This window comes from Paenibacillus sp. FSL M7-1414, from assembly GCF_038003195.1.
In the GTDB taxonomy this organism is placed as follows: domain Bacteria; phylum Bacillota; class Bacilli; order Paenibacillales; family Paenibacillaceae; genus Paenibacillus; species Paenibacillus amylolyticus.
On the sequence record NZ_JBBOOS010000001.1, the window covers coordinates 5,106,632 to 5,132,695 of the forward strand.

At 44.0% G+C, this 26,064-nt stretch carries 21 protein-coding genes; 9 read left to right on the forward strand and 12 right to left on the reverse strand.

Going from position 1 to position 26,064, the window contains the following annotated elements; all coding sequences use genetic code 11:
• Positions 1-120 precede the first annotated feature (120 nt).
• Positions 121-1,023, forward strand: coding sequence for a LysR family transcriptional regulator (locus MHH92_RS22170; RefSeq protein ID WP_340906332.1), 903 nt, complete (start codon positions 121-123; stop codon positions 1,021-1,023).
• 72 nt (positions 1,024-1,095) lie between these two features.
• Here the strand turns inward: MHH92_RS22170 and MHH92_RS22175 are convergent, their stop codons facing one another.
• The 6 genes from MHH92_RS22175 to MHH92_RS22200 all read right to left on the reverse strand — a co-directional run bounded on the left by MHH92_RS22175 (position 1,096) and on the right by MHH92_RS22200 (position 9,553).
• A complete protein-coding gene (locus tag MHH92_RS22175; RefSeq protein ID WP_036668683.1) occupies positions 1,096-3,006 on the reverse strand; it encodes a beta-glucoside-specific PTS transporter subunit IIABC in 1,911 nt (636 codons plus the stop codon).
• 128 nt (positions 3,007-3,134) lie between these two features.
• The gene (licT, locus tag MHH92_RS22180) at positions 3,135-3,986 is read right to left on the reverse strand and encodes a BglG family transcription antiterminator LicT (RefSeq protein WP_036668684.1); all 852 of its coding nucleotides are present in this window, start codon (positions 3,984-3,986) and stop codon (positions 3,135-3,137) included.
• A 233-nt stretch (positions 3,987-4,219) separates the two neighbouring features.
• Positions 4,220-5,644 (reverse strand): glycoside hydrolase family 1 protein, encoded by a 1,425-nt coding sequence (locus MHH92_RS22185; RefSeq protein ID WP_445744682.1) that lies wholly within the window; start codon positions 5,642-5,644, stop codon positions 4,220-4,222.
• A gap of 48 nt (positions 5,645-5,692) precedes the next feature.
• Complete coding sequence (locus MHH92_RS22190) at positions 5,693-7,375, reverse strand: S-layer homology domain-containing protein (RefSeq protein ID WP_340906336.1); 1,683 nt, start codon at positions 7,373-7,375, stop codon at positions 5,693-5,695.
• Between the two features lie 135 nt (positions 7,376-7,510).
• Positions 7,511-8,968 (reverse strand): glycoside hydrolase family 1 protein, encoded by a 1,458-nt coding sequence (locus tag MHH92_RS22195; protein ID WP_036668687.1) that lies wholly within the window; start codon positions 8,966-8,968, stop codon positions 7,511-7,513.
• 291 nt (positions 8,969-9,259) lie between these two features.
• Complete coding sequence (locus tag MHH92_RS22200; RefSeq protein ID WP_340906338.1) at positions 9,260-9,553, reverse strand: antitoxin Xre/MbcA/ParS toxin-binding domain-containing protein; 294 nt, start codon at positions 9,551-9,553, stop codon at positions 9,260-9,262.
• Positions 9,554-9,700: 147 nt separating this feature from the next.
• Between MHH92_RS22200 and MHH92_RS22205 the strand changes: the two genes are divergently transcribed.
• From MHH92_RS22205 to MHH92_RS22215, 3 genes are all read left to right on the forward strand, one after another.
• Entirely contained in the window at positions 9,701-10,765 is a 1,065-nt protein-coding gene (locus MHH92_RS22205; RefSeq protein WP_340906340.1) for a suppressor of fused domain protein, read from the forward strand.
• 26 nt (positions 10,766-10,791) lie between these two features.
• Positions 10,792-11,553 (forward strand): LuxR C-terminal-related transcriptional regulator, encoded by a 762-nt coding sequence (locus tag MHH92_RS22210; protein ID WP_340906342.1) that lies wholly within the window; start codon positions 10,792-10,794, stop codon positions 11,551-11,553.
• A 112-nt stretch (positions 11,554-11,665) separates the two neighbouring features.
• Positions 11,666-12,445, forward strand: a complete 780-nt coding sequence (locus MHH92_RS22215) for a hypothetical protein (RefSeq protein ID WP_340906343.1) — start codon at positions 11,666-11,668, stop codon at positions 12,443-12,445.
• Between the two features lie 109 nt (positions 12,446-12,554).
• Here MHH92_RS22215 and MHH92_RS22220 read toward each other — a convergent pair whose 3' ends face one another.
• A complete protein-coding gene (locus MHH92_RS22220; protein ID WP_340907744.1) occupies positions 12,555-14,306 on the reverse strand; it encodes an ABC transporter ATP-binding protein in 1,752 nt (583 codons plus the stop codon).
• Positions 14,307-14,456: 150 nt separating this feature from the next.
• Between MHH92_RS22220 and MHH92_RS22225 the strand changes: the two genes are divergently transcribed.
• From MHH92_RS22225 to MHH92_RS22235, 3 genes are all read left to right on the forward strand, one after another.
• Positions 14,457-15,899 (forward strand): ABC transporter permease subunit, encoded by a 1,443-nt coding sequence (locus MHH92_RS22225; protein WP_245838168.1) that lies wholly within the window; start codon positions 14,457-14,459, stop codon positions 15,897-15,899.
• 36 nt (positions 15,900-15,935) lie between these two features.
• Entirely contained in the window at positions 15,936-17,447 is a 1,512-nt protein-coding gene (locus MHH92_RS22230) for an ABC transporter permease (RefSeq protein WP_340906348.1), read from the forward strand.
• A gap of 76 nt (positions 17,448-17,523) precedes the next feature.
• The gene (locus MHH92_RS22235; RefSeq protein ID WP_340906349.1) at positions 17,524-19,344 is read left to right on the forward strand and encodes an ABC transporter substrate-binding protein; all 1,821 of its coding nucleotides are present in this window, start codon (positions 17,524-17,526) and stop codon (positions 19,342-19,344) included.
• A 60-nt stretch (positions 19,345-19,404) separates the two neighbouring features.
• Here the strand turns inward: MHH92_RS22235 and MHH92_RS22240 are convergent, their stop codons facing one another.
• From MHH92_RS22240 to MHH92_RS22250, 3 genes are all read right to left on the reverse strand, one after another.
• Positions 19,405-20,049 carry a sugar O-acetyltransferase gene (locus MHH92_RS22240; protein ID WP_340906351.1) on the reverse strand — a complete coding sequence of 215 codons (645 nt, stop codon included), beginning with the start codon at positions 20,047-20,049 and terminating at the stop codon, positions 19,405-19,407.
• 58 nt (positions 20,050-20,107) lie between these two features.
• Entirely contained in the window at positions 20,108-21,115 is a 1,008-nt protein-coding gene (locus MHH92_RS22245) for an ROK family protein (protein ID WP_340906354.1), read from the reverse strand.
• A gap of 547 nt (positions 21,116-21,662) precedes the next feature.
• Positions 21,663-22,118 (reverse strand): hypothetical protein, encoded by a 456-nt coding sequence (locus MHH92_RS22250; RefSeq protein ID WP_340906357.1) that lies wholly within the window; start codon positions 22,116-22,118, stop codon positions 21,663-21,665.
• Between the two features lie 207 nt (positions 22,119-22,325).
• Between MHH92_RS22250 and MHH92_RS22255 the strand changes: the two genes are divergently transcribed.
• Positions 22,326-22,526 carry a hypothetical protein gene (locus tag MHH92_RS22255; RefSeq protein ID WP_026080945.1) on the forward strand — a complete coding sequence of 67 codons (201 nt, stop codon included), beginning with the start codon at positions 22,326-22,328 and terminating at the stop codon, positions 22,524-22,526.
• A gap of 189 nt (positions 22,527-22,715) precedes the next feature.
• Entirely contained in the window at positions 22,716-23,216 is a 501-nt protein-coding gene (locus MHH92_RS22260) for an AAA family ATPase (RefSeq protein WP_253502460.1), read from the forward strand.
• Positions 23,217-23,604: 388 nt separating this feature from the next.
• Here MHH92_RS22260 and MHH92_RS22265 read toward each other — a convergent pair whose 3' ends face one another.
• Positions 23,605-24,771 (reverse strand): cation:proton antiporter, encoded by a 1,167-nt coding sequence (locus MHH92_RS22265; protein ID WP_340906361.1) that lies wholly within the window; start codon positions 24,769-24,771, stop codon positions 23,605-23,607.
• 477 nt (positions 24,772-25,248) lie between these two features.
• Positions 25,249-25,986 (reverse strand): cyclase family protein, encoded by a 738-nt coding sequence (locus MHH92_RS22270; RefSeq protein ID WP_340906363.1) that lies wholly within the window; start codon positions 25,984-25,986, stop codon positions 25,249-25,251.
• Between the last annotated feature and the right edge of the window lie 78 nt (positions 25,987-26,064).

The following is a 26,064-nucleotide window of genomic DNA, read 5'->3' on the forward strand; positions in this document are numbered from 1 at the left end:
GTTAGTCAGGTATGCAAATCTAATGTATGGTAACATAAGATCGTAGTATATTAAAAATACATGTTTTGTTGGCTTTCCATACGAATTACATATACATTGCAGGCGAAGGAGAACAACCACTTGGATATCAAACAATGTCGCTATTTCATTGCCATTGCTGAGGAGAAACAGATTACAGCAGCAGCCCGAAGACTTCACATGGCTCAGCCACCCTTAAGCCAGCAGCTTAAGTTAATGGAAGAAGAACTTGGTGTGATTCTATTTGAACGCAAAGGGCGTATGATGGAACTAACGCAGGCGGGTCGCAGCTTCTATGATTATGCAGTTACCTTGACCAAATATATGGAGGAAGCTGTAATGGAGATGCAAAGTTTCCGTCACGGCATACGGGGCAAACTCGCCATCGGCATCAATACCATATCGGATCGCCTGATCCCGCAAGCACTGCAACAGTTTCGCACCACCCATCCACAGGTCACCTATAAAATTCAGCAAAATGAGTCTGCACAATTATGCCGATTGCTGGAAGATGGCAAAGTTGAACTTGCCTGTGTACGCATGCCTGTCCAGACTGAACGTTATGAGGTGCTGCATCTGCCACAGGAGCCCCTTTTCTATATTTCTTCAACACCGCTTGATAGTCCGACAGAGATGGGACCAGGAGCGGAGATGGGGACTTATTTTGAGCAGCTTACAGGTATCCCCCTACTGCTTCCAAGTACAGAGGGACTCGGCATGTTCGAGTTGATTCTGGACAAGTTCCGGGAGCATCAGGTTACCCCCTCCATCATGGGTGAGTGCTCAGACATTAATATGTTGCTCGAGCTGGTCCGACTCGGCTTCGCCAGTTCCATCGTGCCTCACACGGTACTACAGCTATATCACGAGCACCCATTTCACGTATATCGCATTCAGGACCAGCATTCCACGGTTGGCTCGGCGCTGGTCTGGTTGCAGAACCGTTATCTGTCCAAGCCTGCACAACATTTTGTGCAATTGGTTCAGGGGATGCTTCCCGTGTAAAAGGCTATAAGCAAAAAAAACAGCAGCTTTACCGGAATGTAATCCGGTAAAGCTGCTGTTTCATTTTTATGGTTAAGCTTTAGCTGTGAACAACAAGTCTTTTTCTTTGATCGTAGTGCGACCAGCAGACTCGATGGACTCATACTGATGCATGTTTGTAATAATGACTGGTGTTATCGTTGTGTAACCGGCTTTTTCGATCTGTTCCCGGTCGAACTCCATTAGTACATCACCTACAGATACCTTTGCACCTGCTTGAACTTTAGGAGAGAAGAACTGACCTTTCAACTTCACGGTATCAATCCCGATATGAATCAACATTTCTGCGCCTGTATCACTTACCAGACCAATGGCATGTCCACTCTTCGATAACGAGAACACGGTTCCGTTGATCGGAGATACGACGCGGCCTTCAGATGGTTGAATCGCGAATCCTTTACCCATAATCTCTTCAGAGAACGCAGGGTCTGGAACTTCGCTCAGCGGTTTAACTTCACCTGTGATCGGGCTGAATACTTGCTCATCTTGCGCTTTTGCTTCTTCAGTTACAGCAGCAGAAGTTGTTGCTGCTGGTGTTGCCGGCTCAGCTGCTGGTGCAGCTACTGGCTCCGATGCATTTTCTTCTTGGAACCCAAGAATGTACGTCAGTACTGCCGCAGCTACGATGGCAATCAAACCACCAGCCAGAGCATAGAGCAGTGTGCTAATTGCTGGACTGATAAATGCTGCCACACTCGGCAGACCTGCAAGTCCTGTAATAACGTACGATTTAACATTGAAGATACCCATGAACCCACCGGCAATCGCTCCCCCGATAAGGGCTGCAATAAACGGTTTTTTGAACTTCATGTTGATACCATACATCGCTGGTTCTGTAATCCCCATGATAGCCGTAAGACCTGTGGAATACGCGAGGGATTTGGTTTTGCTATTTCTCGATCTGAGACCTACACCAAATGCTGCGCCCCCTTGTGCCAAGTTAGCTGCAAACATCAGTGGAATGATAAAGTCGTAACCCAGTGTTGTCATTGAACCAACAACGATTGGCAGCAACGCATAGTGCATACCTGTAATGATCAGCAGTGACATCGTACCACCAATCAAGATACTTGCGAAGATGGACATGTTGTCGAACAACCATGAAATACCACCGGACAAACCATTACCAAGAACCGTACCCAATGGACCTACTGTCATCAACGTCAGTGGAACCATAATTAACAGTGTTACTGTTGGAACCACCAAGAGTTTAAGTGAAGCATGTGTTACACGATCAACGGCTTTCTCTACATATGAAGCAATCCAAACTGCTAGAACAATAGGAATAACTGTAGAAGAATACGTTGCCGCTATGACTGTAATCCCCATAAATGATGAGTTGTGACCATCCGCCAGCAGTGCTGTAATGGTCGGATGCATAATCCCTGCTGCGAGCGCTGCGGCAATATACATATTGCTACCCAGTTTACGGGCAGCACTGATTGCCAGAATGATCGGCAGGAAGTAGAATGCACCGTCACCAATCGCCGACAAAATGATATAGGTTGAACTAGTGTCGGACAACCACCCAAGTGCGACAAAGATGGCCACGATACCTTTGATCATACCTGCGCCCGTAATTGCAGGCAGGATTGGTGTAAACATACCTGAGATGAAGTCGAACAGCGCACTTATTGGATTTCTCTTTTTCTTCTCCCCAGTTGAAGCGCTTGAGGTTGCATTATCTGCGTTTGGTGATTTGGACATGTTGCCAACGAGTGCGTTATACACGATAGGCACATCGTTACCGATGATAACCTGGAACTGTCCACCGTTTTCCATCACGCCCATAACGCCTGGTGTATTTTTTAGCGTCGCTTTGTCCGCTTTTTGGTTGTCATTCAGGTTAAATCTGAGTCTTGTCATACAGTGAGTGACTTGATCGATATTCTCTTCGCCACCAACAAGCTTCAAAATATCCTTGGACAATTGTTGTTTATCCATTGTGTTTTGCTCCTTTTATGTGTAATGAAGGTTAAAAAAAAACCTAAACACTGAATAATGACAAAGCAGAAAAGCTTATCATTATTCAACGTTTAGGTTTTGCCTTTTTAGCAGTAACAATCCCAACTTTATTCAATTGTTTGTTCATTTCTGACAACTCGTTCAATATGAATGGTCAGATACAGTATTTCTTCCTTGGACAACACCCGATTATAAATCTTACGCGTATAGTCGCTGATCCTTACTGCACATGCATGTGCTTCCGGATACTGCTTGCTCACCAAGTCATGAAGCGGGTTATCTTCTTCTTTATCTTCAATCGCCGTTCCTTGCAACACACGTTGGGCAAAGAACTTCAGATGAGTTAAAAACCGATAATAACTTAATGAATCTTCATCAAGTTCAATCACAAAGCTACGTCTTACGATGTTAAGTATGTCCTTAACAATGTTTGTAATACTGATCGTTTCCCTCATCTCACCGTTCATCTGGGCATTAACCAGATGCATTGCAATGAATGCGCATTCGTCTTCGGGTAGCAGGACACCTAACGTTTCCTCAATAATCTGTAGCGCCTTGAGTCCAATGGCATATTCCTTCCGGTACATGCGCTTGATCTCCCAGAACAATGCGTTACGGATCTGCAATCCTTGACGATGTCGATCAATGGCAAAATGAATATGATCCGTCAGTGAAATGTAGATGCTTTCATGCAGCTTCTCACCTAACACCGTCTCGGCATAACGGATAATCTCATCCGAGCACTCGACATATTCAACCGGGATATCAGACAGAAGTGTTTTAAGTTTCTGTGATACTTCCTTACTTTCAAGCGAGAATATTTTTTCGACGAGACTCTCGTCAATCGATTCACCAGTATGCTTTTTGAAGGCAATTCCACGTCCCATAACGACCAGTTCGTTTCCTCCCGGATCAATTACGGTAACTACGTTGTTGTTCAGCACCTTCTCAATTTTCATTTCTTCACATCACCTTGCACCGTCAAAGTAGTAAAAGGCAAAACCAAAGCAGGTCACGAAATATGCCCCGCTTCTGGTTTTGCCTGATTGAACAGTAACAATCCAGTATTCATTAGCCTTAGGCCCATCTTACCATATAATTATCCATATGACAATGTTTTTGTGAAAGCGGTTAATGTGCGTTAATGTGACATCAGAAGGTGCTTGCACAACTATGCTTATAGAACTAGTATTTACTCGTTGTTGTTTTTAAGACTTGCGCCATTTGTACTAATAACTTCCTTGTACCAATGGAATGATTTTTTCTTGTAACGATCCAATGTTCCTGAACCATCATTGTTGCGGTCAACATAGATGAAACCATAACGTTTCTTCATCTCTGCTGTTGAAGCACTTACCAGGTCAATACAGCCCCATGACGTATAACCCATCACTTCTACGCCATCCTCAAGAGCTTCGCCCACCTGTACCAGATGGTCATTCAAGTATTGAATACGGTAATCATCGTTCACCGTTTTATTGCCATTTTCGTCCGTAATCAGCTCATCGACTGCGCCCAAACCATTTTCGACAATAAACAATGGTTTTTGATAACGGTCCCAGTATTTGTTCAAGGTTACGCGCAGTCCTTGCGGATCGATCTGCCAGCCCCACTCACTTGCTTTCAGATAAGGGTTTTGCACACCTGCGAACAGGTTTCCTTTTCCTTCGATACGTTTCTCGGGATCACCAGTCTCACAGATACTTACATAATAACTGAACGAGATAAAGTCTACGGTATGCTTCAGAATTTCAGCATCGCCATCTTCAAACTTAATATTGATATTATTCGCTTTGAAATAACGATTAATGTATTTCGGATAATACCCACGTGCATGGATATCAGCAAAGATATCATTGCGCTGTTCCGCATGCATCGCTGCAACCACATCATCCGGGTTCGGAGTTAACGGATACGTAGGCATGCTCAGTACCATACAGCCGATTTTGGCTTCAGGCATAATTTCATGACCCAGTTTCACAGCCAGGGCACTGGCTACCAATTCATGATGAATTGCTTGGTACAGATCCTGTTTGGACAGTTCTGCTTTTGGTGTATAGATGCCGCCACTCATGAATGGCTCCTCCAGGATGGAGTTGATTTCATTAAACGTCAGCCAATATTTCACTTTGCCTTTGAAACGGTTGAACAGCACTGTTACATAACGCTCGTAGAAATCGATCATTTTACGGTTAACCCAGCCATCATATGTTTTGGACAAATGCAGCGGTGTCTCATAATGAGAGATCGTTACGAGTGGTTCAATCCCGTATTTGTGGCACTCATCGAACAGGTCATCATAGAATTGCAGACCCTTCTCATTTGGCTCCAATTCATCACCTTTAGGGAAGATACGGGACCAAGCGATTGATGTACGGAACACTTTGAAGCCCATTTCAGCAAACAGTTTAACATCCTCTTTGTAGCGGTTGTAAAAATCGATACCGATCAGTTTCAGGTTATCTTCTGTAGGTGCTTCCGTTCTAGGCGTTGTAATCCCTTGTGGCATTACATCTTGAACAGACAGACCTTTGCCATCTGTATTATAAGCTCCTTCAAGTTGGTTGGCTGCTACAGCGCCGCCCCATAGGAAGTCTTTCGGAAATGGTGTAGTCATATCAATCATTCCTCTCATTATTTATCATTATAAAGTTGTTTATTGAACTTAGTTTGTTGGCAATTGTTCCAATCGTTGCAGAATCAGCTCCAGCTGAGCACCTGTAACCGACTTCGATGACTCAAATTGATCTTTGGAAATACCGGACATAATACCGGCTTTGGCACTATTTTGAACGGCTTCATAAGCCCAATGCTTATCATTCAAATCCTTGAACAATACTACAGTTGACTCGTCTGCATCATTCCAGCCGCGACTCGTCAAAATATGGTCTACGATCACTGCCATCTGTGCACGTGTTACTTCCTCTCCCGAGGCAAATATCTGATTGCTGACACCTTTCATCAATCCTGCCTTAGTCACTGTTGCGATGGCCTGACGAGCCCATTCAGGAGCAGAATCTGTGTACGGGTAAGCAGATTCGGATACTTCAGGAAGATTTAACTTGTCGGCAAGCACGAGGGCGATCTGCGCTCTTGTCACAGGCTCAGTTGGTTTTGTTCCATGCTCTATGTTACCTCCATCCTGTTCCCCTGTAGTTCCTTTGCTTAGTTGGAACAGGTCGGCAAGTACTTCTTTGTTGTCAAAAGCCGGTACCCATGACCAATGCTTCATGCCACCATACAGTCTTTGGCTATCCATGTATGCATCGTCATACAGCGTCATATTGACATGCTTGGCTCCAAGCTCAGTCAAAGCCTGATAAGCCAAAGAGCTTGTCCGGCTGTCAGTGGTTGGATCATTTTTGGCATGCATAATCCATACTGGGACATCCACAATATCTTTCAGTTCTTTTTTGAATGCTTCTACCGATCCGGTGTAATCCGCTACCGTATCCTTGGCCGCTACAATAATCGCTCCAGCAAACAGATCGGGATATTGTGTCAAGAAACGGAAGGCACCACCACCGCCACTGGAAACACCAGACAGATAGATCCGATTCGGATCAACTTCACCTTCAGCAACCAGCTTCTGGATTAACTCATATTGTGCAACAAAATATGCTTGCATTTTAGCCAGTTGTTCAGGGTTATCGTAAATTTTGAAACTGTAATTCTCGGGATACTGTACAGCAAGCACGGAAGTATCATACCCCGATTCTGTCCAGACTACTGCTCCACGATTAGCCGTAAGATGACTTCTACCATCCGTACCTACTTCTCCCCCGCCATGAAGCCATACGACAAGCGGTTGTGCGTTGGTGGAAGGACTACGCTTCAGACGGTAAGACAACGCTTCACCGTTGCTGCCCGTGTACGTACCTTTTTCAAAATCATCGACGGTTCGGGTAACAACCTTATCCACATTGGTCTCATCAAAAGATAGCTCTGGATACGTTTTGTTCGTAACCTTAAATTTTGAAATCATACCTCCAGGATATTTAAACGGCTCGACCTCCATATGGATGGTATGATCCTGAATCGTCAATTTTATCCCGTCATCTTCATACTCATTCTGTATGATCTCTTCCGCTTCATTTAAAGGATAGCCATCATAATTGCCAGTAATTTCGAAGTCTGAAGCTTTCAGATTCTGATATTTCTCCGGATTTGCTACAGTAATGTCAAAGGACTCTACCATCTCTCCAGGATCACCAACATAGGTATTGGCCTGGATTCGAGTAACCTGGTTGCTTTCCGCACCAACGGTTGCTGGCCAGATCACACTCAGACTTAGTGTCAGGGCAAGCATCCATCCCATACTTTTTGTGTTCATACTCCATCTTTTCAAAAGATATCCCTCCATATGTAATGTTTGCAGCACATAAAAAAGCGGACAAACGCTAATCAGCAGGCCCTCAGGAACATTAAATTCCATTAAACACTAACTGTTATATCAGGTTTGCCCGCTCAGAAAATGTGAGAACTACAGTTGCTCACCATTACTGGAGATTACGTTTTTGTACCAGTCGAATGAATCCTTTTTGGAACGTTTGAGTGTTCCGTTACCTTCGTCATCCAGATCCACGTAGATGAAACCATAACGTTTGGACATTTCGGAAGTGGACATGCTCACAAGGTCAATCGGGCCCCATGCTGTAAATCCAATCAGATCGACGCCATCTTTGATGGCTTCTTTCATTTGTTCAATGTGTTTTTTCAGGTAATCCACACGATAGGAGTCATGGATCGAACCGTCTTCTTCAACACGGTCATATGCACCCAGACCATTTTCTACGATGAACAATGGTTTCTGATAACGATCCCAGAAGTTGTTCAGGGTTACGCGCAGACCGATCGGATCGATCTCCCAGCCCCAATCGGATGCTTCCAGATAAGGGTTTTTCACGCCGCCAGTCAGGTTACCCGATGTTTCTTCCTTGTCTGCAGATGCAGATTTGGTTACGGACATGTAGTAGCTGAAGGAGATGAAATCAACGGTATTGTTCAGCAAGATCTCGTCATCGCCTGCTTCTTTTTGGATCACGATGTCGTTTTCTTCAAAATAACGAGCCATGTAGTTCGGGTATTTACCACGAGCATGCATGTCCGTGAAGAAGAGGTTAATCTGATTCTCGTGTTGAGCCAGACGAACATCTACCGGATTACATGTTGCTGCATAAGTTTCCATACGAGCAAGCATACAACCCACTTGGGAACCAGGCATAATCTCGTGAGCAAGCTTCGTTACCAATGCACTTGCTACAAATTGGTGATGCAACGCTTGATAAGTGGTTTGCAGTTTGTTGTCCACTTTATCGATCAGAATGCCGCCGCCAGTGTATGGGCTGAACAGCATTACGTTAATTTCATTAAACGTCAGCCAGTATTTCACTTTATTTTTATAACGGTTGAACACCGTTTCTGCATACCGAACATAGTGCTGGATTACTTCACGGCCAGCCCAGCCGTTATATTTTTGCGTCAAGCCAAGCGGTGTCTCATAGTGAGACAATGTAACGAGCGGCTCGATGCCATATTTCAACAATTCGTCGAATACTTCATCATAGAATTTCAAGCCTGCTTCATTCGGCTCTTGATCATAACCGTTCGGGAAAATACGTGCCCAGTGAATGGACAAACGGAATACTTTGAAGCCCATTTCAGCGAACAATGCAATATCTTCTCTAAAGTGATGGTAGAAATCGATACCAAAACGTTTCGGGAAACGTTCTTCAAATTTGCCGGAGAGGATCTCTTCGATTCGGGAAGAGGAAATTTCCATAGCATGTCCGCCTGTACGCTTCTCTTTGGGAACATGAGCGATCATGTCCGCTGTGGAGAGGCCTTTGCCGTCCTTATCGAATGCACCCTCCAATTGATTGGCAGCTGTAGCGCCGCCCCATAGGAAGTTTTCGGGGAATCCTTTTTTTGCCGTGGTCATGAACAACAACCTCTTTTCGAAATTTATTTTGGTTTTTCCAGGTAAAAAATGGTGTGATTTAGAGCAGAAAACAAGAAAAACCTAAACTCAAGGTAAAATAGCACCAAAAAAAGGAGCTTTCATTTCACCATCAGTTTAGGTTTTGCCTGTCTTCACAGTTACAATCCATCAAAAGATGTTATTGCATATTCTGTTGTGTTTGCTCTTGTAATGTAAGCGTAACATATCTATTTTGCAAAATCAACTTCACTGGATCATATGATCGTTCACACACTCTCACCATCGAAAAAATTAACGTGGCATACGCATAATCGCTGCCCTTAATGCCTGCGCTCCTTCCTCCGTTTCCAGGTAAACAGCGGGACTTTGGTCCCCTAAAGCCGGGATATCTTTCGCTATCCATTCAAAAACGTACTCCCCCATTTCACACAAAAGCACCCGACTTATATCTGCCGGGATCCCTTGTAATCGCGCACGTTCTACCCACGCAGGGTCCAACTTTTGTCCAAGTTCTTCAAACCCTTCGGAAAACGAGTCCCAGCTTGCCTGATTAAACTCCTTTAAATAGATACCTTTCATACTCATGTAATTTCACTCCCTGGATTGCAATTAATAACACCGAAGTCCTATCTGACACAATTCATCCTTAAGCCGCTTGAATCCGTTTCTGTAACAGGTAGACTTAATTTTAAATGTTTTTCGGGGGAAAGAACAGTCAAGGAGGATTCAATAATGACTCAGGAAGAAAACACATCCGGTTGGGATGCGATTGATCAATCCATGCGTGAATTGTATGGGGAACACGAGCCAAAACACTACGGCACTGCCCTTCCATATATTCTTGGAGGTCCCGATCCACTCGATGGCATTAGCGTTTATGAGGTGAACACACCTATGCCTCACTGGCATTTTGTTACCTACGGTTTCTCAGAATTATATGAAAAAGAGATGCATGATGCATCCAAAAGCGGGTATGGATTTGAAATCACCTTTCGTCTTACACGCAGTGAAGCAGAGACTGATCCGCCAGCCTGGGCGCTGAATCTGTTACAGAATGTAGGACGATACGTGTTCAACAGCGGAAATATCTTTCAGCCAGGAGATTACATGGACGCCAATGGCCCCATCTGTCTGGAATCCGACACTTTGCTGACAGCTCTCTCGTTTATTGAAGACCCGGATCTACCCGCGATCTCTACGCCTAATGGTTCAGTGCAATTTATTCAGATGGTTGGCATTACAGGTCGGGAACTGGAAATGATTCAAAGTTGGAATGCTCGTGGCTTCCTGTCTGCCTCCTCCATGTTCATGCCCAAATATGTGACGGATCTGATGAGAAATTCGTACGCAGATATTCCTTCGGTTATACAAGCGGTTGAGGATGGAATGGAACAGGACGGGTCCAGCACAGCATTTTTATTCATACAACAACTGGCTTGGGAATCTCCTCGCAAAAAATTGCTGCAAAAATCGATTCCGGCCAAACTCCAGCTTGGAGCCAAACAAGCCGTACTAGTTGGCACCATCCTTCGTAGCCGAATTTCGAAAGGTGCCTCTCTATCCTTGATCGGACCGGATACTAATATTCTGTTCGAAGCAGGAGAACATCCAGCTGTATTGGAATCGGACAGACAAGTTACCCTGACGGTGAACAAACAAATTGTTGATAAGCTGGCAGAGAACCTTCGCCCGTTTGAAGGAACATTTGAGATAACTTCATTGGATCATATTATCGTTCAGATTGTTAGAACAGAGATTAAGAACCAGGAAGGACACGTCATTCAAACGATTGGATGAGAACTGTGCAGCAAGGAGGAAACAACATGCCTGCCATTACATTTACCTCACGCCACGAAGAGTCTCCGACTTGCTCACATACAGCAGGAACGGCTCCGTTCGACTATTTACCAAAATCCAGTCTGGACAGGCTTCGTAAAATCAATCATTTCCTGATTCATGCATTCCAGAACAGTATCTCGGTCATCCAAGAGAATTTAACGGGCACTTATCTTTTTTTACTCACAGATAGCAACGGTGTGCTCCTCTCGATGAATTACAGTTCAGATCTTAAAGCTGTAGTAGAAGATTCCCCCATTCGTCCGGGCATGTTCTTCACTGCACAGAGCTGTGGAGTTAACGCCATATCTGTAACGATGGACAGCAACGAGCCTGTAGTGTTGCTGCCCGAGCAGCATGAAAGTCCTTATTTTCAAAGCTGGCATTGTTACGCCGCACCTCTGTTCATGGGATCGCAACATGTAGGTTATCTGGATGTGTCCACCATTAATGCAGATATGCAAGGTGAACTGATTGCCATTGCCAAGTTAATTCCAGCGTACATGCAGAACTGTTGCCAGAGTCAACAGACTGCTGAAGTGTGCGACAAACCGGCGGTGGAGTTCACCGAGCGTCAGTTAACCATTCTGGAGATGATAGCCGGAGGCCTCACGGTAAAAGCCATTGCTTTGAAACTAAAGATCAAGGAATGCACCGTGAATCATCACAAAAAAGTGATTTTCAACAAATTAGGTGTGCAATCCAGCACAGAAGCTGTTTCAATTGCCAGCCGAATGTCTTATGTATAGAAGACCCCTATAGATTCCTATAGGTAGTATATGAGAACGTTTGTGCTACAATTTAGGAAGCAGGCAACATGTAGAGAGAGAAACACACACACACACATTTCAGGAGGGTAATATGACAATTCCAAAAAAAGCTTCTTTATTCACCATGCTCATTATGATTATGCTGGTTGCAGCCGCTTGCGGTGACAAAGCAGATAACACAGCCGCAACAGAAGAGCCTACCCAGACAGAAACAACAACTGGAACTGATTCTGATACAGCGACTACAGAAGAAACAGAGAACACAGAACCAGCAAGCGAAGAGTCCAAGGAAACTGATAATTCCCAAGACGTTGAGCTGGGGACTACGGAAAAAGGTTCTTACACCAATGACTATTTCGGCGTATCTCTGAAATTCCCGGAAGCATGGGAGTTCCAGGATGCTGCAGGCATGAATGAGCTGACAAGTGCTTCATCCGAAGCGATTGCTGGTGATGATGAAACAAAGAAAAAACAAATTGAACTGTCTCAGACCAAAACATTGAATCTGCTTATGGCTTCAAAGTACCCATTGGACGGAGGTCAAGTTGGCCCTTCCGCTATGGCCATTGCTGAGAAAGTAAGCTTGTTGCAAGGCATTCGTACAGGTAAAGACTACCTGGAAGCAACCAAAAAATTCATGGTGGATAGCCAGTTCCCTTACGATTATAAGGAAATGACAACGGAAACCATCGGTGGTAAAGAGATGGATCTGATGCAAATCACGATGGATCCAGGTGACGGTTCAACCGTTACTCAAGATTACTATAGTACAATTATTGAAGGATATGCTTTCAACTTCATCTTCACTTACGTGGATGATAAGACCAAAGCCGAGATTGATACCATCAAGAAATCGGTTCAATTCAAATAATCGCTTTTGATTACTGCCATTATACAAAGAACATATAACTCAACCCCGATAACGATCTGTGGAGATCATCGTCGGGGTTCTTTTGTAGTTAAAAAGACTATATATTGCACTAGCTAGATATAGCTACCCAGTGCCCTTCCGTGACTTCTACCCACTTGGAATGTTCCAGATTATAACGGTCCTCTACTTCAACATTCTCTCTTGTTGTTTCTTTGACAACTTGTCTCTTTTTCTTCGCTTCTACCGCTGGGTCAGGCACAGGAATAGCGGACAGCAATGCCTTGGTATAGGCATGTTGCGGGTTGGAATAGAGTTCTTCACTCTCGGCCAGCTCCACAATTTTCCCGTTATACATGACAGCTACTCGGTCACTGATATGTTTAACCATGGACAAGTCATGCGCGATGAAGAGATACGTCAATCCGAGTCGCTGCTGTAACTCTTCAAGCAATTGTACGATCTGAGCCTGTATCGACACATCCAGTGCAGACAACGGCTCATCACATACGATGAATTCAGGTTCCACAGCCAGAGCTCGTGCAATACCGATCCGCTGTCTCTGTCCACCCGAGAATTCATGCGGATAACGCTGCGCATGAGTAGGATCAAGACCCACCATCTCCAGTAGTTCCTCCACCCGCTTCTCCCGCTGAGATGCTGTACCTGCAAGTTGATGAATATCAAGGGCTTCTCCAATGATATCCATAATCCTCATTTTGGGATTCAGAGATGCATATGGGTCCTGGAAGATGATCTGCATATGTCTGCGCATCGTTTTCATCTCCGAAGCTGACAAGCGATTGAGCGGGACTCCTTTAAAGAGTACATCTCCACCTGTTGGCTCATGCAATCGCAAAATCGCACGCCCCGTGGTTGATTTTCCGCTGCCGGATTCCCCTACAACGCCGAGTGTCTCTCCTTGACGAATATGGAAACTGATATCATTCACAGCCTTTAAGGTGTTGCCTTTCCCCAGATTAAAATGTTGTCTGAGCGATTTCACCTCAAGCAACGGCTGATCATCCTCGAGATCTCTCGGGACCAACGATACCGGTTTTGGCTTTTTCTTCTGATCCAGACGTGGTAATGCATTCAGAAGTCTGATCGTATACGGGTGTTTGGGATTAGCAAAAATCTCTGTTGTAGTCCCGGTTTCCACGATCTGCCCTTCTTTCATAACAACAACCCGATCACACATGCCTGCCACTACGCCCAGATCATGCGTGATCAGGATAATCGATGTGCCCAGTTGATCTTGCATATCTTTCATCAAATTCAGAATCTGAGCTTGAATTGTAACGTCCAGTGCGGTTGTCGGCTCATCAGCAATGAGCAATTCAGGACGACAAGCAAGTGCAATACCGATCATGACCCGCTGGCGCATGCCTCCGGAGAATTCGTGCGGATACTGGTTGTAGCGGATTTCGCTGCGAGTTATCCCCACCCGCTCCATCATCGCGATCGCCTGTTTCTTGGCTTCCCTTTTGGATACCTTCTGGTGTTTGATCAGACTCTCGGAGATCTGTTTCCCTACTTTAATGGTCGGATTAAGAGAACTCATCGGGTCTTGAAAGATCATACCAATATCACGCCCACGAATGCTCTCCATCTCTTTCTGCGTTTTATTGGCCAGATCGACCCCTTTAAATAGAATCTCTCCTTTTTTCATCTGCGAAGGCGGCGATGCAAGCAGCCTCATAATGGAACGTGCTGTTACACTTTTTCCGCTGCCAGATTCGCCTACAATGCCCAGCGTCTCGCCTTTGCGCACTTCAAAACTCACTCCTCGCACTGCCTGAAACTCACTCTCTCCAGAATGAAAAGAGACCGATAGATCATTAACTTTCAATAAAGGTTCCATATCATCACCAGCTCTCATCCGTTTTTCCCATTTACTCATCTCATATGTATACCATTTAATTCCTTGACAATTGTTTAGACCCTAAATAATATATACTATATCAATCGGAATAATGCAATTTAAACCTGAATGAAAGGAGGCACGCTTGGTTTGAATCTTGCAGAAGGCAGCAGACTCACGCGGTTGGTGCACAATTTAAGTTTTATTTATGGCAAAATGCTGCTTCATCCTTCCTACCGATATGTTCTGTTCATTCTTGGATTACCGATCAATCTGGTCGTGTTTCTAATATGGCGTTCGAATCGAAAAAATGACGGCTGGGTAGCTGCCAGGCAGAAGGCTGAGCAAGAACTGCTCGCTTCTTCCTATCGGAACAAGCTGAAGTTGGAAGTCGAAGAACAGCTGCGACGCAAACATCGTTTTTTCCAGCAACAGGTCAGTGAGGAAGAATTCAGACGTCAGACCGAGGAATGGTTGGAAGAAACGGTTCAGAAAGAGTTGAAGGAGCGGACTTCTCGCATACTTCAGGAACAGGGAAGTCAACGTCTTACGATGGCCAATACATTCCACACCCTTATCGACAAACCGTGGTTTTTCGCGATATCCATTATTCCTGGCTGTCTGATGTATGGCATCCTCTTTTTGTATGGAAATCCTTATCTAAAGTACATATTTGAAAGAATACTGATGACGGTATTTGTCATTCTGGGCGTAGCCACACTCGTATTTACGATTTTGTATATGTCTCCGTTCAACCCGGCAGCTAACATTCTCGGAGAGACAGCAACGCAGGAACAGATTGCAGCATTCAATCAGGTGTATGGCTTGGATCAGCCTTATCTTACACAGCTCTGGAACAATATTAAGGGAGTTGCTCTCTTCGACCTTGGCAAGTCTTTTGCAGGAAATGAAGACGTAACAGCAACGATTGCAAGGAAGTTTCCAATTACATTGACGCTGGCGGTTATCTCCCTGCTGCTAGCACTCGTCATCGCATTGCCCATCGGTATCATCTCAGCGATTAAGCCTAATTCATGGTTCGATTATACGTTTATGTTCATCGCTCTGATTGGATTATCGATCCCGAATTTCTGGCAAGGACTTATTTTCATTCTGAACTTTTCGATCAAATTACAGTGGCTTCCCGCCACCTTCAACCCGCAGAACTGGCTGTCGATCATTATGCCAACCATTGTGCTGGGCACAGGACTTACGGCTGCGGTGGCACGGATGACCCGGTCTTCTACACTGGAAGTCATTCATGAGGATTATGTGATGACCGCCCGCGCCAAGGGGTTAAGCGAACGTCAGGTCATGCTGAAACACGCTGTACGTAATGCATTGATTCCAATCGTAACTGTGGTTGGACTTCAATTCGGAGCCATGCTTGGCGGGGCAGCAGTGACGGAGAAAGTGTTTAATATCAGCGGTCTCGGCAGCTATATTGTGGATAAACAATTCATCCCCGATATTCCGAGTATCATGGGCGGAGTAATCTACACAGCAATTACGATCTCCATTATCAATGTAGCGGTTGATCTGCTCTACGCTTTTATTGATCCAAGAGTACGCTCCAAGATGAAACAATATTAAAGTGTGTGTTGAACTACCTCTTAAAGCAGGTGTATTATGACAAACTCGTCCTTAACACAAGAAATTCGTTTCCGGCTTAAGTCTTCTCGAGAATACAGTCAGGCTAGCTTCGCCTGGATCACGTCCCTTCTCTTGACTGCCTTGTTGCTGTTCAACAGTTATGACTGGAGCGGGCAGACGTTCAAACCATTTCTGCTAACGATACTTGGGATCTATGTATTCTTCACACTGGTCCAAAGTGTCATCACCCTTCGGATTCGAAAAGACTTGATCCGTACAGGTACGATCTCTACTTTGACCCGCAGGTTAGCCTGGGTTCAGCTACTTGCCATCATTTCTGGCAACATATTTATCGTAACGGCAGCCTTTCATCTGATTCGAAAAGCCAGGAATGTGGAGTACACCTTTGCGGTATATATGCTGTTAACCCAGCTGTTCGTCATCGGTGTATCTGCGTTAAATGTTTTCAAACCCTATGTGGCTGACAACTTTCTGCCAGCTATGGCGGTGCTCATATTTATTCTGGTCATCGACCTGGTCGTACTGATTATCGTATCCCGATATAACGCGACCTCTATCCTCCCTCGCTGGATGATCGGTGTCAGTGTAGTACTGATTCTGACCTCAATCACAGGTAATGTATTTGCCCTATTGCTCGGCATTTCCATTATTGGGCGCATTCGCAGACAGGGGAAACAAAAATCAAACTTCTGGAATGATCTGTGGGAGCGACTTGCTCCGAATATGACTGCCATGTCCGGTTTGTTTTTTATCATTTTTCTGTTCTCGATATCGATTTGCAGCTTTTTTACTTTTGATTACAGCATGGCTGTGGAAAACAACTACTCCGCTCTGCTTCAACCCCCTTCCCTTGCGTATCCCTTGGGAACGGACGACTTCGGACGATGTTTATTTTCCCGGATTGTATTTGGTGCCCGGATCTCCTTAATCGTAGGTTGCATGTCGACCATCATTCCTGTGTTGATCGGTGGAGTCCTCGGAGCATTCTCCGGTTTCTACGGAAGGCATACGGATAACATCATCATGCGGCTGCTGGATATTCTCTATGCGATTCCGGGAATTCTGCTCGCCATTGCCATTATTGCGGCGTTTGGAGCCAATACGGTCAATCTTATTCTGGCGCTGAGTCTGGGTTCGATCCCAACTTACGCCCGTACCATGAGAGCCAGTGTGCTCTATGTATCTACTTTTGAATTTGTGGAAGCTGCACGTGCACTGGGGTACAACAATCGTACGATTATTTTCAAACACATTATTCCCAACTCCCTTGCGCCCATGATTATCAAGTCCACACTCACGATTGGTGGAGCTGTTATTGCTACCAGCAGTTTGAGTTATCTGGGACTCGGCGTGGAGCCGCATATTCCGGAATGGGGTAACATTCTGAAGCTCGGCAGTACATACCTGGAGACCCACTCTTATCTGGCGATTTATCCAGGCTTGGCTATTATTCTGCTGGTTCTTTCGTTTAACTTTCTGGGTGACGGTCTGCGTGATGCGCTTGATCCCAAGCTGGAAAAGGCATAACTGATTCGTCATTGAAATGAATGATATAGAAAAAAAAATTCACACATCACACATTCAAGATATGGAGGGTAATCCCATGAAAAAACGTACACTGATCTCATTACTATTAATTCTCGTCATTGTGATTTCCGGTTGCAGTGTAAAAACGAAAACCGAATCCCAGGCGGAGACCACACCAGCGGATACAACAGAAACTGCACAAAAACCGGCAGACATTGAACTGCTCGCCATGAGTTCTTCCGAAAATGATGTAAACATTGTCCGCGACCAACTGACTAAAAACGGCTTCAATGTGAAGCTGAACCTGCAGCCGGATTACGGTAGCTTCAAATCCCAGCAGGATGCAGGGAATTATGACATTGCCTTGTCCAGCTGGACAACGGTAACGGGAAATCCCGATTATGCGGTGCGTTCCCTTTTCAAAACAGGTGGAGATTACAGTATCCTTGCGGATGGGGAACTTGATAAACTCATCGATCAGGCAGCTACTCAAACTCCGGATGAGTACAAAGACACGTACAAACAATTGGAAGATCGCTTGGTAACGGATCAGGCGTATATCGCTCCTTTGTACATTTCCCTGAAAAGTCAGGCTGTGAACCAAGACATTCTGAATGTCGACACCGTTCGTCTCTCCAAATCCCGCGCCATGGCTTGGGAACCGATTGAGTTCAAGGACAGCTCCAAAAATGCCACAGACCCGTTGATTCTGACGCAAAGTGCATCCGTACTGACTTCCCTTGATCCCATCAAAGGAAACGACGGCTCCATCAACCAGTTGAACACCAATATGTATGTACGTCTCGTTAACCTGACAGATGACGATCAGCTGACAGCAGAAGGATCACTATCCCATAATTTCAGTATTGCTGAAGGTAATTCAGACTACTACTTCATTCTCAGAGACGATATCAACTTTGCGAAGATTGATAACAAAAAAGCTGTAGATACAGGAGAACGTGTCGGTGCAGATGATGTGATCTTCTCCCTGGATCGCGCTAAAAATAAAGATTCCGTTCCGGATCACCGGACGTACAGTCTGCATGAACACATCAAAGAAGCTGAGGTTGTAACGGATCTGAGTGCATTGCAATCCATCAAACAATCCAGCGGTAACGGCACAATCCTCGAAGCATTGGAACAAGGATTGGGTAGCAAAATTACAGAACTCGTGACGGACAAAACCAAAGCAGATAATAGCGCAGGTAAATATCAGGTCGTTAAACTGACAACAACTGAACCTTTCCCGCAAGTACTGAACTACCTGGCTCACCAATCTGCGGGTATCGTGTCCAAAAAACAGGTGGAGAGCATCAACACATATGATGTAGCTTCCTTTGACGTCAACAAAGATATTCCTTACGGTGATCAGAACACCGTGACTGAAGGCGCAGCATACAATAACACCCTTTATACTAGCGGACCTTATATTTTGTCTTATAAAAATGACTATGAAGGTGTATTCTTAAAAAATCCGGCTTACCGTAAAGGCACGGAAGATGAGCCGAAAATTGCTCAGGTTAACGTCCGATTCATCGCGGATGCAGACAGCGCCCTCTCTGCTCTTCGCAGCAGTGAAATTCACTTATACTACGGTGTACCTGAAACCAAGTATGACATCATCGAAAATGACAGCAAACTGAAACTGCAAAGTCTGCCAAGTAACGCTGTCTCCTATCTGTTGTTTAATACGGCCAATCGTGAAGTTGCCAAGAGCAGTGACCTGAGAAAAGCCGTGCTGTACTCCATTAATCAGGATGAGATTTTGAGTTTCTACAAGAACAACAAACTCAAAGCATACTCCACAGTAAGCCCGCTCGTTCAGACCGGGAATGAATTGAAAGCTGATCCTGCAAAAGTAAAAGAATTCTTGAGTAACTACAACGCCTCCAAGTAAACGCATAACAAAAAAAGGTTGTCACCAGGATCATCTATTTGATCCTGATGGCAGCCTTTTTTATTCTTCCAGCACACGGCAATCTGCCAGAACATCGGGATAGTTTCGCATGCTGTCCGCATCAGTAATTTTGCGAATAACTCTGCACGGTACGCCTGCTGCAAAAGAATGCGGTGGAATATCACGAGTCACCACGCTACCTGCTCCAATCACACAGCCGTCTCCAATCGTTACGCCCCCGCACACTGTGACGTTTGCCGAGATCCATACATAGTTTCCAATCGTGACCGGTTTGGCATAACATAGCGACTTCACATCACCGTTCTGGTCCACCATCTGTCTCCGCTCGCTGGCAATCATGGGATGAATGGGGGTAACAATCGTAACGTTGGGTCCAAAACTGGTATAGTCCCCGATCGTCACTTGCGCGTCATCTTGTATCGTCAGATTGTAATTACCAAAGAAATGCTCGCCTATCCGGGTATGCACACCATAATGAAAAAAGATGGGACCTTGCATGAATCCACCTTCACCGATCTGTCCCAGTAACTGTTGTAATATCTGATTCCTCTCCTCAGTCTGTTCTTCAAAGGTCTGACTGTAACGCTGACTGAGATTATGGGCTCGCCTTTTGATGATCTTTAATTCGGGATCACTTGGACTAAACAACACGCCCTTCATGATTCTCTCTTCTTCACGCATCATGAATCCTCCTCTACAAGGGTTAGCTTATAAAATAAAAGCCACAGACATGGCCTGTGGGTTATAAGGCTTCTGATAAAATGCCTGACTTCAACGCCTGAAGCACCATTCCTCGTAACCCAGCATCAAAATCATGTTGGAACGAATCCTGATGTACAATCTCGGGCAATGACGGCATGGGGTGATCCTTCCCGTACTGCTTCCACGCCAAATCCAGCTCTTCTCTCTCCACCCGTTCCTGATAAATGACAATCTGGTGCGGGGCAACGACGGCATTAATCGTTTGCAAGATATGACATACCTGCACTACAAAATCATCTTTGCTCATGTCACGTTTCCAATCAGGTGAATAAGGAAGATACTTGATCTCACCAAACATCCCGTTTTTCCCGCGGATCATCTGTCCATTCAACATCATGCCCATACCCGGCGGGTATCGGTTCGGAAAATAAATTCCTGCTACACTCCGTTCCTTCATATCCGCATGCTGTGCACAGTATCCGCTAATCGCTGCATTCACATCATTCTCCACGAGAACGTTCAGTTGGAACTCGCTCTCGATCTCCCGTATCAGATGTGAATGGATAAGCTCTTCATGACTGCTCACCGTGATGTCCCCATCCACGGCTTGCCCCGGAATACCGATGCCGATCATATCAATGGAGGGATACTCCTTAATGAAACGTGCGATAAGTTGCAGCATATGCTGTTTATCAAAAGCAGGCAAGATGCGCTCTTCCTTCAACACAACCTTATTCTCCAGATTCATGACCGTTGCCGAAATCAACTCCTGGCCTTTCATCTCTTTGATGTAAAGAACCAAAGCAAGCTTGAAGTTATAATTATATCGATATGCCTGAGCAGGACGACCGCCGTTAGAGGGAACCACTTTATCCTGGAACAACTCTCCGCCATCACATAATTCCTGAATCAGCGCATTAATGGTAACAACACTAAGATTGGTTAATAAAGCTAATTGCGGTTTGGTCGCCGTCTCAATCTGCTGCATGACTTCACGCACATTATTCAAATTGATGTATTTCATCATTGTAGCGTTGGCTTTTTTCATAACCCTCTCGTTTCTACTCTGGTTCAATTGAGCCAAAGCAATGGTATGGATGTCATTCACACCATATCATAACATAATGCCTTACTCGAACACATGAGTTCCATCGTGTTGGAAAAGGATCGAAATCGGCCGAGCTACTTTGTTCACTCAAACAAATCATCCATCGATTTCACAGGTTTCACTTCAATCGATTGCTTTGACAAGACCATACTTGCATAGGTACCTGCCCATATTATAACTGCCATAATAACGTAGACCATCCATACTTACCTCCCTGTTTCATACGGATTAGGATTTTACGATACTTACCACATGTGACTATTCCTCTAGTTAATAAACAAACTTTATAAAGTATATTACGTAAGTATGCGAGGATAATAGTTCTTTGTCAATATGATTTAGATTTATCCGAGCCCTTTTCAGTCCAAGGAACATGTGGACAACAAGACTACAACAACGCGTATTATCTCGATGCCCATAAAAAATAACTGTCGAAAGAATCATTCAACGATTCTTTCGGCAGCCGTTTGTTCAATATACAAGCAGTTTATTTTGAATATATTCGTTGTACCCCGGGCAATAAGGTCACAACTTGAATACCCACTCCCCATGCAAAATAGACCAAGTGAATGATAGAGACATCCTGAATCCAGTACACCTGCACCATAATCCAGATGATGAGAGCAAACCCCGTATACAACGAAAAAGTCCAAGCCCAATAGCGGTCAGGATAGAGATTCAGTCTCTCACCCAGCCCCCAATGAACGTAGCGGATGAGCGAAATAGCAATCATTGTAGGCATCATGCCAAGAACCAGCAATAGGATGATCCCCGGGAACAAAAAACTGGAAAACGGGGAATCCCCCAACAAAGATGCGGGCAAATTCACCATACTTCCGGATGGGTCTATGATTAAAATGCCGCCTCCAACAATCGCCCCAATCCCCAGCATTCCATGCATCAACATAAGTAACCACGATCTGCCTATACGCTGCTTCATCATGAATGGCTCCTTCCGTTCTCTCGTTACTCAACCTCATATATGGACGATTATGCTCAAACCCTTTAGTACCATTCTCACACATGCCACGTATTGTTCCTGTGCTTCTTTTCACTATATTGATCTCGAAAATCATTCGTAATGGAAAAACTTGATAAAAGAACGTACGTTCGGTATAATGAAATTATCCTGAATAAGCGAGAGGCAGATATGGACGACAAATTTATTAAGGAATTACGCGAGATTAGTCGGGATGACAGACGAAGATCGGAATTTATGATTCAAGGTTTGAAGGAAACACTGCAAGAACGCAAAGAAGAAGGCATACTTAAGCGCTGGATACGGCGTAAGAAAACAGAGAAAAAAATCTCTCAAAGATTTAATCAAGATCCTCACTCGGATCAAAAGTAACAACATAAAAAGGAGGCGGAATACGCCTCCCTTGCTATTTACATATTTGAATCATTTAGACTTTGTTAGTTGTGACTTAACCCATAAGTTTGCCAAAATACAATTTTTTGTTTCCAATAGGTCAAATCCCAGCTGGACTTGGTTCCTGATAAGCTTACTTACCTGATTTCTTATAAAGGGAGTGAAAATATGACAAATACTTCGGGCTCAATATCAAAAAAGAAGGCGATAATTCTGGTGACAGGAATGTCGGGTACAGGTAAAACAACGGTTCTGGGCGAACTTGCTCATAGGGGGCATAGAGTTATCGACACCGATTATGATGGTTGGAGCGAGAATGTGGATGGTTCTGGGTGGTTATGGAACGAGAATCGAATTGATGAGCTGCTCACTGAACATACCAAAGGTACTTTATTCATTTCGGGTTGTGTATCAAATCAGGGGAAGTTTTACCCGATGTTTGATGCAGTAGTGTTGTTAAGTGCCCCCCTCGAAGTAATCCTTGAACGTATAAATTCCCGTAAGACAAACGATTATGGAAAAACTGTCAATCAACGTGAAGAAATTATACAAAACGTCGCTAGTGTTGAGCCTCTCTTACGTGCTGGAGCTACTGTTGAGATCGATACCAGGAAGCCGCTTGATGAAGTTGTAAACGAGCTTGAGCTCATTGCCAACTCCACTAGCTGATCACTTCTTCGCAACCCCTTTTACTGTAGAATCCTCACTTTTCAAAAAAAAGAAAACGAACTATCTATTGATAGTCCGTTGAAATTATTTAGAGTTGAAGCCATCTAGTCACTTCTTCAGATATAAGATTATTCTGACGATGTGTGACAGGCATTTCACTGATTTGTAATAAAAAGTAACTATCATGCGTACGCAGACACTCAAGAAGGTACTTATCTAACAAATCAATATCATCAGCTGTTTTAATTAAATACACTCTGTCATGAAGATGTTTGACCTCAAACAGGTGCTCAAGATGAAAGTTTATACACTCCTCGGTCCATCCTTCATTTTTAGGCTTATAAGAAAACAAATAGAGTTTAGATATAATATTCGCCCCCTTTTACTCTTATAGCCCGCCTTCTTTTGAAGCAGTTTCCTTACGTGGCTTAAATAATACCTTTAACATTGGTGGAGCTATTAAAGTTGTAAGTATCACCATTATAACAACTGAAGTGAAGTATTCAGGTAAAAGAAGCCCTGCTTGTATACCAGTTGAAGCAATAATTAATGCAACTTCTCCTCTTGATACCATCCCAGCTCCTATAGCAAAAGAAGATACATTGCTGAATCCTGTAATCTTTGCTCCCAATGCACCGCCCAGTAATTTAGTCAAGACAGCAGCAATGGTTAGAACGACAAGGAATCCTATCTGTTGTCCTACACCTTCAAATGAAACATTGAGGCCAATGCTCACAAAAAAAACGGGAACAAAAATTGAATATGCAATGGGCTCGACCTTTTTTTCAACAACATTCTTAAAATTCGTTTGTGAGATTGCAATACCGGCAGCAAATGAACCAATTATACCGGCCATACCCATCAAATCAGCAAAGTACGCAAATCCAAAACAAATGAAGAGTGCGATTGATATTATGGGTTCTGTTACCTTAAGAGTTGATAGCCACTTCATAACACGAGGAACTATAAATACCCCTGCAACAAACACACCTATGAAGAACAGCACTTTCTTCCCTACTAAAAGTCCTAACGATACATCCTGATCTGTACCCAAGAAACTCATCATAAATGCCAAAAGAATAACAACTAAAATATCGTCAACTACAGCAGCTCCGAGAATAGTTGTGCCTTCTTTTGAACTTAAACGATCCATATCCTTCAGCACTTGTACTGAGATGCTTACAGATGTTGCACTGAATAAAACCCCCATAAAAAGTGCATAGTTTGTAGATAATCCAAACAAATCTGCTACTCCAAATCCACCGATAAAAGGTAGGATAATTCCACCCACAGCAACGGCAACTGCTGATCTCCAATTTTTCTTTAACTGATCTAAGTCAGTTTCTAATCCAGCAATAAACATAAGTAATAATACACCTATTTCAGAGACATAATGAATGAACTCATTATTATCAATCCACCCCAGAATTGCAGGTCCCAATATAATGCCGATAACCAATTTTCCAAGCACAGAGGGTTGGCCCAATCTTACTGATACATGTCCTGCTATTTTTGTACTAACAATGATTAAAGCCAAATACCATACAAACTCCATTCTATCTACTCCTCAACAACAACAGATCAAACAATGCGAACGCGTTCCCTAACATAATAATAGACCTAAAAATGCAGGTCAATATAGCTTTTAAACCGCCATAAATAGCCCTACAACCCCTATAATAACCATCATTAATCCCTGTATACGTATTTTTAAGATAAGCCATTAAAATAAGTATCAGAGGTGTTTTTTAATGTGTAAAAGTAACCACAATAAACCATAAGAGGATCATATGTAATCAAACTCGTCCTCATGGTACATTTTGCTTCGCTTAAAGACGCCCTTATGAATGGCAGGTAATCTAAGTATCTTGTTTGGTCTTTGTAGCTTGGATTAACTATCTCTACACTTGTTAAATTAACCTGCCCGTTAGCTTAACTAAAAAACAGCCGACTATTTAGCCGGCTGTCTACTTGAGTATCATTCTGAGTTCTGTGCCTGATTTATCTATTTCAGCTTTTGATCTAGCTAGTTTTACGGCAAAATGGCAAAAGACCGGACTGGAAAACCAGAAGCTTTCTCCGCTTTGGGTACAATATTGAAAATAACAGCGCCCTTGGCCGGCACCTGATCCAGGTTTGTTAACAGCTCGACCTGGTATGTATCCTGGGCAAGTACATAATATTCTGCCAGAAGTGCTCCATTCTTCTGATAATCCACCGCTGAATCCGTGTCAAAGGTTTCATGACCGATCGCCTGTATTTTTCTTTCCTCGAATAAAAACATGAGCGCACTAACCGACCATCCGGGTGCATGACTGTTGCCCTCCGCATCCTTGTTATCAAATGTTTCATGGTTAGGCCAGCGTTTGCTCCAATCGGTACGTAAGGCTACAAAGCTTCCAGCTTCAATCACTCCATGCAGTCTTTCAAATTCAAGAATATGTTCCACATCCAGTGTGAAATCCGGATTGTTCTTTACTTCGGCGGATTGGTCAATGACCACAAGTGGCAATACAAGCTCCTTCAAACCTAGTTCATCCAGATACCGGGCATCCCGAACGAAGTGGATCGGCGCATCAAGATGTGTCCCGTATTGACCCGGGAACTTGAAGCTCTGGGCAAAGAAACCTTGATCGTGATCAAACAGTGTATCGAATTGTGCTGCCTCAAAAGCTGAAAAATGTGGAGAGCCTGGACCAAACGTATGGGTCAGATCCACCCATTTCTTTTCTTTTAACAATTGAATGGCTTGAATGAGTTCGTTGGACATCCTAATCACCTCATGCACAAAATGGAATAAATTTCTCCTATTATATCTTATTCCACTACAATTGGGGAGCAGTCCCTA